Origin of the sequence: Rhodococcus sp. CH91 (assembly GCF_022554085.1) — a bacterium.
In the GTDB taxonomy this organism is placed as follows: domain Bacteria; phylum Actinomycetota; class Actinomycetes; order Mycobacteriales; family Mycobacteriaceae; genus Rhodococcus.
The window spans coordinates 231,326-243,941 of the sequence record NZ_JAKFYR010000003.1 but is presented as its reverse complement, the minus strand read 5'-3'; the positions used below and the strand labels follow the sequence as shown (position 1 = coordinate 243,941).

At 67.4% G+C, this 12,616-nt stretch carries 10 protein-coding genes; 1 reads left to right on the top strand and 9 read right to left on the bottom strand.

The window, feature by feature from the left end:
* Positions 1-2: 2 nt before the first annotated feature.
* From MOM01_RS07790 to MOM01_RS07765, 6 genes are all read right to left on the bottom strand, one after another.
* Complete coding sequence (locus tag MOM01_RS07790) at positions 3-1,664, bottom strand: ABC transporter ATP-binding protein (protein ID WP_277609376.1); 1,662 nt, start codon at positions 1,662-1,664, stop codon at positions 3-5.
* Positions 1,661-2,521, bottom strand: coding sequence for an ABC transporter permease (locus tag MOM01_RS07785; protein WP_241384832.1), 861 nt, complete (start codon positions 2,519-2,521; stop codon positions 1,661-1,663). Before MOM01_RS07785 ends, MOM01_RS07790 begins: the two co-directional genes overlap by 4 nt.
* Positions 2,518-3,477 (bottom strand): ABC transporter permease, encoded by a 960-nt coding sequence (locus tag MOM01_RS07780; protein ID WP_241384831.1) that lies wholly within the window; start codon positions 3,475-3,477, stop codon positions 2,518-2,520. The genes MOM01_RS07785 and MOM01_RS07780 overlap by 4 nt, the downstream gene beginning before the upstream one ends.
* Positions 3,478-3,484: 7 nt before the next feature.
* On the bottom strand, positions 3,485-5,047 hold the full coding sequence (locus MOM01_RS07775) for an ABC transporter substrate-binding protein (protein ID WP_241384830.1): 1,563 nt from the start codon (positions 5,045-5,047) through the stop codon (positions 3,485-3,487).
* A gap of 72 nt (positions 5,048-5,119) precedes the next feature.
* Complete coding sequence (locus MOM01_RS07770) at positions 5,120-6,085, bottom strand: TauD/TfdA dioxygenase family protein (protein WP_241384829.1); 966 nt, start codon at positions 6,083-6,085, stop codon at positions 5,120-5,122.
* Positions 6,086-6,118: 33 nt separating this feature from the next.
* Positions 6,119-6,925 (bottom strand): TauD/TfdA dioxygenase family protein, encoded by an 807-nt coding sequence (locus tag MOM01_RS07765; protein WP_241384828.1) that lies wholly within the window; start codon positions 6,923-6,925, stop codon positions 6,119-6,121.
* Positions 6,926-7,114: 189 nt separating this feature from the next.
* Here MOM01_RS07765 and MOM01_RS07760 point away from each other — a divergent pair, with 189 nt between their 5' ends.
* On the top strand, positions 7,115-7,786 hold the full coding sequence (locus MOM01_RS07760) for a TetR/AcrR family transcriptional regulator (RefSeq protein ID WP_241384827.1): 672 nt from the start codon (positions 7,115-7,117) through the stop codon (positions 7,784-7,786).
* 32 nt (positions 7,787-7,818) lie between these two features.
* Here MOM01_RS07760 and MOM01_RS07755 read toward each other — a convergent pair whose 3' ends face one another.
* The 3 genes from MOM01_RS07755 to MOM01_RS07745 all read right to left on the bottom strand — a co-directional run bounded on the left by MOM01_RS07755 (position 7,819) and on the right by MOM01_RS07745 (position 12,443).
* Positions 7,819-9,186, bottom strand: coding sequence for an MFS transporter (locus tag MOM01_RS07755; RefSeq protein WP_241384826.1), 1,368 nt, complete (start codon positions 9,184-9,186; stop codon positions 7,819-7,821).
* A gap of 38 nt (positions 9,187-9,224) precedes the next feature.
* Positions 9,225-11,582, bottom strand: a complete 2,358-nt coding sequence (locus tag MOM01_RS07750) for a cytochrome P450/oxidoreductase (RefSeq protein WP_241384825.1) — start codon at positions 11,580-11,582, stop codon at positions 9,225-9,227.
* A gap of 180 nt (positions 11,583-11,762) precedes the next feature.
* Positions 11,763-12,443 (bottom strand): IclR family transcriptional regulator, encoded by a 681-nt coding sequence (locus tag MOM01_RS07745; RefSeq protein WP_241384824.1) that lies wholly within the window; start codon positions 12,441-12,443, stop codon positions 11,763-11,765.
* Between the last annotated feature and the right edge of the window lie 173 nt (positions 12,444-12,616).

The following is a 12,616-nucleotide window of genomic DNA, read 5'->3' as shown; positions in this document are numbered from 1 at the left end:
TGTCAGACCGCCACGGGCTCGGCTGCCTGCTGCCGGACGGGCGGATCGGGATCGGGGACCGCTGCGAGCAACGCCTTCGTGTACGCTTCGCGGGGTGTGGAGAACACCGACCCCACAGGCCCGACCTCGACCACCGATCCGGAGTGCAGCACCGCCACGCGATCGGCGACCCGGTGCACGACGGCCAGGTCGTGACTGATGAACAGGCAGGCGAATCCGAGTTCGCGCTGAATCTCGGTGAACAGGTCGAGCATCTCGGCCTGCAGTGACACGTCGAGCGCGCTGGTGGGTTCGTCGGCGACGAGCAAGCGGGGCCCCAGCGCGAGGGCCCGCGCCAGCACGACCCGCTGCTTCTGCCCACCGGAGAGCTGGTGCGGGAAGCGACCGGCGAGCGATGCGGGCAGGCGGACGGCGTCGAGCAGGTCGAGCACTCGCCGGCGCCTGTCCGCGGCGGTGCCCACCCGGTGCACGTCCAGGGGCTCGCGGATGCTCGCCGCGACGGTGAGTTTCGGGTCCAGCGAGGCGGCCGGATCCTGCTGGACGACCGCGACAGTGCGTCTGATCTCCCGGATCTCGCGCGCGGACAGGGTGCCGAGATCGTGACCGTCGAACACCACCCGCCCGGCACTCGCCGGAACGAGTCCGAGAGCGGCCCGCCCGAGCGTGGTCTTACCCGAACCCGATTCGCCGACCAGCCCGAGCACCTCCCCACGTCGGACGGTGAGACGGACCCCGTCCACGGCCGAGAAGGCCGGAGTGCCGTGCCGTGCCGGATAGGTGACGGTGACGTCCTCGAACGCGAGGACGGTCTCGTCGAACCCGCCGGATTCGACTGCAGCAGTGGTTCCCGGTTCGGGCAGTCGCGGCACCGACGCCAGCAGCGTCCGGGTGTAGGGGTGTTCGGGTGCGGCGAACAGTGAATGGACGCTGCCGGTTTCGACGACCGATCCGTGCCGCATCACCAGCACGCGATCGGCGTAGCGGGCGGCCACACCCATGTTGTGGGTGATGAGCAGGACGCCCATCCCGGTCCGGTGCCGGATCCGGTCGAGCAAAGCCAGGATCTCGGCCTGCACCGTGACATCGAGAGCGGTGGTCGGCTCGTCGGCGACCAGCAGGCCGGGCTCGCCGGCCAGTGCCAGCGCGATCGCGACCCGTTGCTTCTGCCCGCCGGACAACTGGTGGGGGAAGTAGTCCACCCGCCGATGCGGATCGGGGATCTCGACCTGCTCGAGCAGATCGATCGCGGCGCGGCGCGCATCGGCCTTCGACAGCGACCGGTGCGCGCGGAACGCCTCGCGCAGTTGCCATCCGATACGGCGCACCGGATTCAGAGCACTCTGCGGTTCCTGGAAGATCAACGCGACCTTCGTGCCGCGCAACCGATTCAGCTCGCTCTCCTCGGCGCCGAGGATCTCGGTGCCGTCGAGAACGATCGATCCGGTGGTGCCGGCGCTTTCGGGGAGCAGTCCGAGGATCGCGCGGGCCGTCATGGATTTTCCGGAGCCCGACTCGCCGACCATGGCCACCATCTCGCCGGGATGGATCTCGAAGGAGGCACCGGCGACGGCGGGTGTGCCGGTACCGAAGTCGATGTGCAGGTCGCGGACGGTGAGAAGTGCAGGGGACACGGGAGATTCCTTGCGGTCGGAGAACCGGCTCATCGCCGACGTGAGCGGGCAGCGAGGGATTGCGAGATCAACAGCAGTCCGAGAACCAGGACGACGACCACGGCGAGCGGTCCGGCGACGAACAACGGTGAGTGGTAGGCATTCTGGGTGCCCTCCTTGATGAGGGAGCCGAGCGACGGAGTGGGTGGGGTGATACCGAGGCCGAGGAAGCTCATCGCGCCTTCGATGAACACTCCCACCGACATCGCGAGTGCGAGCTGCACGGTGAGCGGTTCGAGGCTGTTGGGCAGCACGTGACGGCGCAGGATCCACCCCTCGCTCGCGCCCACCGTGCGTGCGGCCTCGACGTAGGGCGCCTGCCGGACGGTGAGGACCGAGGTTCGGGTCAGCCGGCCGAAGACGGGGATCTCGGCGAGCACGATCACCGCTCCGATCGTCCACATCCCGGGTCCGACGACCATGGTCAGCGCGATCGCCAGGATGATCGTGGGGAAGGCCAGGATCAGATCGAAGGCGCGCTGGAGGGCGGTGTCGAGCAGGGCGAAGCGGGTCGATGCCAAGCCGAGCACCGAACCGATCACCGCGCCGGCGGGGACGGCGAGGAAGATGACGAGCAGGTCGACCCGGATGCCGTACAGGGTGCGCGACAGGATGTCGCGGCCCACGGAATCGGTGCCGAGGAGGTGATCACCGTTCGGCGGGAGCAGGGTGGCGCCGGCGAGTTGCGCGTCGGGTGCGTACGGTGCGATCCACGGGGCGAGCAGACCGGCCGCGGCGACCAGCCCCACCAGCACCACACCGACGAGCCCGCGGCCACCGGCCAGCGCGGCCCATCTGCTGTCCCGGTCGTCGACCGAATCCTCGGGCCGTGCGGAGATGGCGGTGCTCATGTGGTGTCTCCCAATCGGATCCGCGGGTCGAGCGTGGCGTTGACGAGATCGGTGACGAGCTGGATCACGACGAACAGTGCCACGGAGAACAACAGCATCACCTGCACCACCGGGTAGTCGCGACTGGCGATCGCCCGCTCGATGAGGTGCCCGAGCCCGGGCCAGGCGAAGATCGCCTCGACGAGTACGGCCCCGCCGATCAGATGGCCGATCTGGATGCCGAGCACGGTGATCGTCGCGGGCAGGGCATTGGGGAGCACCTGGGTGAGGACGATGCGTCGACGCGAAATGCCCAGCGCCCGTGCAGTGGTCACATAGGGTTCGGCCATCTGGCTGCGCAGTGACTCGGTGAGGAAGCGGGTCAGGGCCGCGGCGATGGGCAGAGCGAGGCACACCGCGGGCAGCAGCAGGTACTGCACCGAGATCCCGGGATCGTCGAGCAGTCCCCTGCGCGGAATGCCGCCGGCGGGCAGCACGGCCCAGACGACACCGAACAGTACGACGAGTACCGCCCCGGTCACGAAGTTGGGGATGGCCACGGCGACGGTCCCGAACGCGGTGACGAGACTGTTCAACCATTTTCGGTCGACGATCACCGACACGGTGGCGAGGGTGAACGCGATCAGCAGTGCCACCAGCAGGGCGGCGCCGGCCAGCGCCAGGGTGTTGCCCAGGGCACCGAGCAGGAGAGCGCCGATGTCACCGCCGAGGACGAGGGAACGCCCGAGATCGAAGGTGACGATGCCGGCGAGCCACGTGAAGTACTGGGCGATCTGCGATCCGTCGAGACCGAGTTCGGCTCGCAGGGCCGCCAGTGCTTCCGGGGAAGCATCCGGTCCGGCGAGAACCAGGGCGGGATCTCCCGGCACCAGCCGCAGCAGCGTGAAGATCACCACGGATCCCACGGCGAGGACGACCAGCGCGGAGGGCAGACGGCGGAGGCTGTAGCGCACCATGTTCGCGTCACCCGCCCAGATAGGCGTCGCTCAGATCGAGCTCCGCTTTCTTGGACCAGCCGAAGTCGTGGAGATCGGAGGTGGTCGCCAGCAAACCGGTGGCGTTGTGCAGTCCGATGACGAAGACGTTGTCGAGCAGTTCGGCGTTGAGGGCGCGATAGGCGTCCTCGGCCTCGGCGCTGCGGGGATCGGGTATCCGCCATGCCGTGTCGACGGCCCGCTGGTAGTCCGGGTCGACGAAGTTGGAGGTGTTCTTGTAGGCGTTGAACGGGAACGCGCTGGTCGGCAGGGTGGCCGGGGTGTACTGCGCGTAGGTGTGGCCGTAGACCCACAGTCCTCCGAAGGTGCCGCCGATCAGATTCTTCAGGCTCGTGGCACCGTCGAGCGGCACCAGGGTGGTGTCGATGCCGACGGCGGCGAGGTCGGCCTGGATGATCTGGGCCGTCGATTCCGCTTCGATCGATCCGGTGGCGTAGGAGAGGGGGATGACCGGGATCTCCCCGACCTCCGCGACCAGCGCCCGCGCCCGATCCTGGTCGAGGGTGTAGGTCGAATTCAGTTCGGCGTCGTATGCCGGGGAGTATTCGGGCCACGGCAGGTTGCCGACGTCGCCGTGTCCGCGATAGACGTCGTCGAGGATCCGGTTGCGGTCGACGGCGTAGGCGATGGCCTGGCGCACACGCACGTCGCTCAGGCCGGACGATCCGACGTCGGCGCCGAGATACCAGGTGCGTTCGACCCCCGCCTGGTCGACGATCCGGAAGTTGGGGTCGGCCCCGAGCTGGTCGGCGTCGCGTGGGGAGACGGTGAGGAGCAGGTCGAGCTGGCCGGACCGCAGCTGCGAGATGCGCGTCTGCGCGTCGGGCACGATCACGATCTCCACGCCGTCGAGGTTCGGTGCCCCGTCCCAGTATTCGTCGTTCGCGTCGAAGGTGATCGACGTGCCGGGTTTCCACTCGGTGAACCGGAAAGCACCGGTGCCGTTGTAGGAGGTGCCGGTCTCGAAGTCCGCGATGGAGTGGCGGTCGATGATCGGGACGATGTCGAGCAGGTCGAGCAGGTTCGCTGCCGGCTGCGCGAGGGTGAGCACGAGTGCGTGCGGGTCGCTCGTGTCGTAACCGGTGATGAGGGCCGCGGTGCGCGCGAGTTGGCCGGCGCGCTGGGGATCCGCGTAGGTGCGGATGCTGAACTCGACGTCCTCGGAGGTCATCGGGCGTCCGTCGTGGAAGGTCACGTCGTCGCGCAGAGTGATGCGGGCGGACAGCCCGTCGGGTGCGATCTCCCAGGCCGTCGCCAGATGCGGTTCCGCGTCGAGGCCGTCTGCCGGATAGTCGATCAGCGTGTCGTACACCAGCCCGGTGACCGCGGCCTGGACGGGAGCGCCGGCGTAGATGCTTGCCGGGACGAGATCGAGGGCCTCGCCGATCCGGAGGACGCCACCCTCGGTGGCTCCCGCGTCGGCCTGGCCGACCGCCGAACTACATCCTGCGACGGCCAGGCTGCCGACGAGGGACAGGGCGACGGCTCCCCAGAGGGGGCGGCGCCGGCGGAGGGAGGGGCGGCTGAACACGCGAAAGTCCTTTCGAGGTGTCGGCGCCGGTCGTCCGGGTGGACGACCGGCGCCGCAGTGCGGGATGCCGGATCAGGAATCGAAGCCGGGGAAGCGGTCGGGGGTGTCGACGACGGAGAAGTGCGAGGCGTCGCCGGTGCGGATACGGCTGGTGGCGCCGTCGACGGAGACGGGCAGGTCGCCGGCGAGCGTCACGCGGTGGACGCTGCGCTTGTGGTCACCGAAGTCGGCGATGCCGTAGTGCTGGGTGGCGCGGTTGTCCCAGATGACCAGATCGCCCGGGGTCCAGGCCCAGCGCAGGGTGTTCTCCAGACGGATGATGCGGTCCTGCAGCAACTGGTAGAGCGCGGCCGACTCCGAGGACTTCAGGCCGACGAAGTTCTTCACGAAATGTCCGAGGAGCAGCGACTTCTCGCCGGTCTCGGGATGCACCCGCACCACGGGATGCTCGGTCTCGAAGCTCAGGCGGGTGAAGTTCTGCATGGTCTCGCCGGCCTTGGCGGCGAGACCCCGGTTGTCGGCGTGCACGCCGGCGTAGTCGTACTCGTTGCTGTGCACCGCCCAGAGATTGTCGACGAGTGCCTTCAGCGGGGCGGGCAACTGCGCGTACGCGGCGGTGGTGGATGCCCACGTGGTGGCGCCGCCGTACGGCGGGATCTCCACGGCACGCAGGATCGACGCCTTGGGGATGCGGTCGATGAAGGTGACGTCGGTGTGCCAGCTGTTCGCGGCGCCTTCGATGACGAGGGTGCGGTTGTCCTCGGAGGTCAGCGTGGGGTGCGTCGTCGTGGGCGTGCCGAGCGTGGAGGCGAAGTGGTACTGGATGTTGTCGTCGAGGTGGTGCTGGCCGCGGAAGACGATCACCTTGTTGGCGGCGAGCGCGTAGCGGATGGCGTAGGCCGTCTCGGCCGAGATGTCTCCGGAGACATGGACGCCGTCGACGAGCGCGCCGATGTTCTCACCCAGTTTGGTGACGGTGATGCCGCCGGCGGCATAGATCTCGGATGCGGTGCCGGGCCGAACGTCTGTGATGGTCACGAAGTCTCCTTGCTCGTGGATGTGGTGGTCGAGTCAGCGGGCGGGAACGGGTGCTTCGGGCCCGACCTCGATGCGGTGGATGCGTCGCGCGTCGTCGCCGTAGTCGTAGATGGCGTTGTGCTGGACGAAGTGGTTGTCCCAGACGGCGATGTCGCCCACCTGCCAGCGACGGCGGACGGTGAATTCGGGCCGGATCGACACCGCCTTCAGCAGGCCGAGCAGGGCAGCGCTCTCCTCGGCGGTCAGGCCGTCGATGTGGTGGGTGAACAGGTCGTTGACGAACAGAGCCTCGGCGCCGGTGACGGGATGCCGGATCACCAGCGGATGGCGTGCCTGTACGTGTTCGGCGGTGGGGTGGATGCGGTGCGTGGCCGTGAGGCCGTAGAGGAACTCGCGCAGCGGTGCCGACACGGCGTCGAGCGCGGCGTACTGATTCGACCACATCGTGTCGCCGCCGACCTCGGGCAGGATCTGCATGTGCAGGACGCTGAACCGCGACGGGGTATCGCGCCACGAGACATCGCAATGCCAGCGATTCGCCTGGTAGGCACTGCCGTTCTCGGTGCCGATGACGCTGATCTCGCGGTATCCCGCGTCTCCGAGGTTCGCCAGGTGCTCGTGCGGATACACGACCTCGCCGAAGCGCTGTGCGAACACCCGGTGGGTGGCCGGATCGAGCCCCTGACCGGGAAAGAACAGCACGCCGTAGCGGTAGAGCGCGTCCCGGACGGCGTCGAACTCGGCGTCCGTCAGAGCGGACACATCCAGGCCGTGCACTTCGGCGCCGATCTTCCCGGCGACGGGCAGGATCGTGAGGGTGGGCTGTTCGAGTGTCGTCACGGGGGTCGTCCTCGGGTTCGGGCTGTCGCGGTCGAGGCGGAACGCTAATAGCCCGCTATTAATCGATGTACCCATCGGATCAACCTGCGTGCAGGGGTTTACAGCCCCCACCTATCGCTGTATATGGGGCGCATCCCTGCCCTTCAGGGGCTGGTGCCGACATCTCCACCATCGCTAGGCTCTCCGGCCATGACCGCCCGACGGAACCGTTCCGATGCCGGCCAGGAAACCCGCACCCTCCTGATCGAGGTGGCCGAGCGGTTGTTCGCAGAGCGCGGGTACGAGGCAGTCACAGTCGCCGACATCCGTACCGCGGCGGGTCAGCGCAATGCGTCGGTGGTGGGCTACTACTTCGGGTCGAAGGAGAACCTGCTCCGCGCGATCCTCGAGCATCGACTCCCGGCCGTCAATGCGAGGCGGGAGGCGATGATGCGCGAGAATCTGGGTGAAGGCGACGCGAATGCTCGAGATGCGTTGTGGTGTCTCGTGCAACCGCTCGCCGACACCCTGCACGGCAACAATCACTATGTGGCACTGCTGGATCGGCTGGTCGAAACAGACCTGCTCGGCAATGCGTTCCACGCGGCGGATCCGGCAGGCAGTGCGAGCGCATTCGCCATCGACGACGTGCTGTACGCCGCGATCGGTCATGTGCCGGACAGTGTTCGGCGTCAGCGCATCATGATGGTCTACGACAGCATGCTGCGGACCCTGGCGCGCTACGACCGGGCGGGTACGAAGCCCGGCCGTGCCGAGTTGACCGGTCTGGTCGACGCGTGGGAAGGGTTGCTGCGCGCACCGATCCGCGATCGGAACACGACGTACCCTTCGAACGCGTCACGCCCTACCCGGGGCCTGTGACGGCCTCGGGTAGGGCGTGATTCACGGTGCTGTCAGTAGAGCTTCTCGAGCTTGTCGAGATCCACACCCTTGGTTTCGCGGCTGGTGGCCACGGCGATCACGGTGACGGCCATAGTGATCACGAGGTAGAGGATGACCGCGGTGGCGCTGAAACGGTCGACCAGCCACACCGCGATGAACGGGGCCGGAGCGCCGGCGATGATCGAGGAGCCCTGGAAGACCAGCGACGAACCGGCAAAGCGGTGCTTGGTGGGGAACAGCTCCGTGATCCACGCAGCCTCGGGACCCGCAAGCATGCCGTGCAGCAGTGCGCCGACGCAGACGCCCACGCCGAGCGCGATCATGTTCTCGGTGTGTACCAGGCCGAAGAAGATCGGGGCCCAGACGACGAGCGAGACAGCGGGGACGAGCATGGCGATCTTGCGTCCCACCCGGTCGGACCACCAACCGCCACCGATCATTCCGAGGAACTGGCAGACCGACGCGAAGGCGACGGTGGTGACGATCGCACCGCGCGTGTAGTCGAAATAGGTCGTGGCGTACGCGATGACGAAGATGGTGTAGACGTAGAACGCGATGTTCTCGCCCAGGCGCATGCCGAGGCCGTGGAGCAGCGGGCGCGGCGTGCGCAGCGCTGCGATGATGCTGGACGACTCCTTGGCAGCCGAGGCCTGTCCGGCGGCGGCTTCGGCCTTCACCTGCGCGGCTTGATAGACCGGGGATTCCTCGACACCTCGGCGGATCAGGAAGCCGATGACGAGCAGCGGCACTGCGAGGAGGAAAGCTATGCGCCAACCCCATTCGTCGAATGCGTCCCCGGGGAAGACGACCGCGAGAATGCCGACCGTGGCGGTGGCCAGGACGGTACCGGCCGGTGCGCCGGCCTGCGGCCACGCCGCCCAGAAGCCGCGACGCTTGGGTTCACCGTATTCGCTGACCAGGATCACTGCGGCGCCGAACTCGCCACCGAGAGCGAAGCCCTGGATCATGCGCAGCACCACCAGTGCGACGGTCGCCCAGATGCCGATCTGCCCGTAGGTCGGCAGCAGGCCGATCGCGGCGGTTGCGCCTCCGAGCATCAGGAACGTCGCCACCAGGATGGGTTTGCGCCCGAACTTGTCGCCGAGATGACCGAAGACGATGCCGCCGAGGGGGCGGGCGACGAACCCGAGTCCCTGTGTGGCGAGCGCCATCAGCAAGGAGGCGACGGCGTTACCGCTGGGGAAGAACAGTGGGCCGAGGACGGTCGCGGCGAGGATGCCATAGATCGCGAAGTCGTACCACTCGAGGACTGCGCCGGCCATGCTCCCGGCCAGAACCCGCTTGAACGGGGTCCGCGTGGTCGGGACGCCGGCGGCCGGTGGAACCGACGGCGTGCCCGACTGCTCGATGGTGGTCATGTCGTGCCTTTCGGATCAGGGTCGAGTACAGCCGTGAATCACAGCTGGAGGGTCAATGCGCTGCCACAGGCTCGGGAGCAGCAGGTCATCATGGTTTTTCCGGCGGCGCGCTCGGCCTTGGTGAGGACCAGGTCGCGATGGTCGACCTCGCCGTCGAGGACGGTCACCTCGCAGGCGCCGCAGATGCCTTCCTCGCAGTCGCTCTGCGCGTCGATGTTGGCGGCTCGCAGCGCCTGGAGCACCGTCTGGTCGGCGGCGACCGGGACGGTGATGCCGGAATCCTTCAGCACCACGTCGAAGCCGTGCTCCTTGGAAGGATCCAGTTCTTCGAGCGTGGAGGAGAAGTGCTCGACGTGCAGGGTGTCGTCGGGCCAGTGGGCTGTGGCGTCACCCAGTGCGGAGAGCAGACGCTCGGGACCGCACGAGTACACCTGCGTTCCCTCTTCCGGGACGGCGAACAGGGAAGGAAGGTCCATCCGGATGCCTTCGTCGCCGGGATAGATCCGGACGTGGTCGCCGTGGTCCTGGGCGAGACGGTCGAGGAAGGCCATGGAGCTGCGCGAGCGTCCGGCGTAGTGGATCTCGTAGTCGCCTCCCGCAGCCTTCACCTGATCGGCCATCGCGATCACCGGGGTGATCCCGATGCCGCCGGCGACGAAGACGTACCGCGTCGCGTCGGGATCGAGTTTGAAGTGATTGCGTGGGCCCCGCACGCGGAGGGTGTCTCCTACGGCGAGTTCCGTGTGGAGCCAACGGGATCCACCCCGGCTGTCCCGGTCGTGGAGGACTGCGATCCGGAAGGTGGTGCGATCCTCCGGGTCACCGCACAGCGAGTACTGCCGCGAGACGGCACCGCAGTCGACGTCGATGTGCGAACCTGCCGACCATTTCGGCAGTGGTCGCCCGGAGGTGTCGCGCAGAGCGATCAGCAGGATGTCGTCGGCGATGTGGTCGAGTTCGGAGACTTCCATCGTGCGCGCGATCGTGTTCCGGGACGGTTCGCCGATCTTGACCGGCTGCTGCCGGGACAGCACCGCCGGATCGGTCCGTTCGGGGTTGCGCGACGGATCCCAGCGAACCCAGACGTGGTCGGGTCCGCGGAACGAGGTGTTGGGAAGATAGGTGAATTCCTGGTCGGGCACCAGTTCCATGTGGGGCAGCCGCCGCGTCAGTTCTTCGAGGAAGATCTGGATCTCCATGCGCGCGAGATTCTTTCCCATGCACTGGTGACTGCCGTAGCCGAAGGTGAGGTGATCGCTGGCGTTGTCGCGCCGGATGTCGAAGTCGTCGGCCTCGTCGAAGTGGCGTTCGTCGTGATTGGCGGAGGAGTTGACGATCAGAAGTTTCGCCCCGGCGGGGATCTCGACTCCGTTGATGGTGGTGTCCGCGGTGACGAGGCGGCGCCACGCGGCGACGGATCCGGAATGCCGTAGGCACTCTTCGACGGCGTTGGGAATCAGGCTCGGGTCGGCGCAGATCTCCTCCCAGACGTCGCGGTGCTCGAGGAGCAACCGCACGGCGTTCGCGGAGGCGTTGGCGGTGGTCTCGTGCGCGGCGACGATGCCGGCCATCATCATCGAGTGCAGATAGGAGTCGGTGACGACATCCGGCTGTTCCTGCTGCACGCGGATGCCGAAGCGCATCCAGCCGTGCCCGCTGGGATCCTTGCGCATCTTGTCCAGGACGGTGCCGGCGAACTGCCAGAACTTGCCGACGGCCTCGGCGACGGCGACCTGCTGCTCGGGAGCGGGACGTCCCCACGTGTTGACGGTGTGTGCGATCGAGTACTCGCGCAGGGTGTCCATGTCTTCCTCGGGGACACCGAGGAAGTGCAGGGCAACGGTCAGCGGGACCTCCCAGAGCATCTCGTCGACGAGGTCGACGTGCCCGGAGTCGATGAAGCGGTCGACGTACTCGCGGGTCAACCGGCGCACCATCGGCTCGTGGTGGGCGAGTGCGGCGGGAGTGAAGGGCTCCATCAGTGCGCGGCGCCGCGGCATGTGTGCCGGTTCGTCCTCGTTGACGAGAGTGCGGTTCATGGCATAGCCGTAGCGGGCCAGAACGGCGTTCGCCTCGTCCGAGGTGGGGGTGATCTTCTCGAGCGCGATGGCGGGGGAGAACAACTGGTTGTCGCGGAAGACGGCTTTGACGTCCTCGTAGCGCGTGACCACCCAGTAGTCGAGTTCGGGACTGTAGAAGACGGGCTCTTCGTCTCGCGACCAGCGCAGGGATGCGGCCGGGTCCACCTGGTACGGGCCGGTGAACGGATCGAACGCCGCGGCGCGCGGGGAGACGGGGCAGCCGGTAGGGGAGGTGAGCGCGGTGTGGTCGACAGGGCATCGACTCGGGGTCGATCGCGGGGTTTCGAGGACGGTGCCGCCCGACTGACTCGTCATGGTCTCTCCAAGCTACGAACTGCATGTTTACTAATAACGAACATATGTGTTCGTTGAACGCACATCCGTACAGTAATGACGATCACACATCGAGTCAATCCCCGGTCGGAACTCGGCTCCGGAAGCGCAAAAAAGGACGCTCTCGGCGAGCGTCCTCGGGGTCGGCGGTGAGCCTGAGGGTCAGGTCTCGAGCAAGGCGTTGATCCGGGCGGCAGTTGCCACGACCGCAGCGGCCGCGACCTCGGTATCGAGTCCTTCGATCGCCACGACACCCACGCTCGACTCGAACCCCACGCCCTCCTGGTCGATCGGTGTACGCACGCTCGCCGCGACCCCCACGGCACCGTGTTCGAGTTCGCCGGCGGTGATGCTGAAGCCGTCCTCTCGCGCCCGGCGGATCGCCTCGGTATCGGTGTCGGATGCCGGGCGGCCGGCAAGGATGGCGATTCCCGCGGCTCCGCGTGACACGGGGTGACGGGTGCCCAATCGATAGCTCACCCGAAGGATCCCCGAATCCGGTTCGGCCACTGCGATCACCACGCACTCGTCGCCTTCGAGTGTCGACAGGAAGGCGGTGGCCGACGTCTGCTGGGCCAGATCGCGCAGTAGCGGCTGGGCCACTTCGCGCAGCCGGGGCCGGAATCGGGAACCGAGCAGCGCCGCTCCTGCGGCCAGCCTTATCCGGCCGTCGTCGGTTCGTGCCACGAGTGAATGCGCCTCGAGCGTTGCCACGATCCGGTAGCCGATGGCGCGAGCAATCTCCAGTTCCGCCGCGAGCTCTGCGATCGAGATTCCCCCCGGCCGCTGGGACACGATGTCCAGTGCGCGGAGGCCGCGATCCAGGGTCTGCAGGGTGCTCAACTGTTCTCCTCGAGGCTCACGCTTACGAATATCGAAGCCTATCTTTCCCTGGCGGGGGAAGGGTCGGACGCTCTGCGTCGATGGGTGGGGCAAGGGTTCGGGACGGGAATACCGGTGGGGCGGTGTGTGCGTATACGGAAGGGTGGAGGGATATCCCGGCAGGAGTTGGTGTT

What these genes read in the sequence shown, in the direction of transcription:
- MOM01_RS07785 (WP_241384832.1), bottom strand. Translation starts at nt 2,521, where the DNA reads ATGAGCACCGCCATCTCCGCACGGCCCGAGGATTCGGTCGACGACCGG.
- MOM01_RS07780 (WP_241384831.1), bottom strand. Translation starts at nt 3,477, where the DNA reads ATGGTGCGCTACAGCCTCCGCCGTCTGCCCTCCGCGCTGGTCGTCCTC.
- MOM01_RS07755 (WP_241384826.1), bottom strand. Translation starts at nt 9,186, where the DNA reads ATGACCACCATCGAGCAGTCGGGCACGCCGTCGGTTCCACCGGCCGCC.
- MOM01_RS07760 (WP_241384827.1), top strand. Translation starts at nt 7,115, where the DNA reads ATGACCGCCCGACGGAACCGTTCCGATGCCGGCCAGGAAACCCGCACC.
- MOM01_RS07750 (WP_241384825.1), bottom strand. Translation starts at nt 11,582, where the DNA reads ATGACGAGTCAGTCGGGCGGCACCGTCCTCGAAACCCCGCGATCGACC.
- MOM01_RS07790 (WP_277609376.1), bottom strand. Translation starts at nt 1,664, where the DNA reads ATGAGCCGGTTCTCCGACCGCAAGGAATCTCCCGTGTCCCCTGCACTT.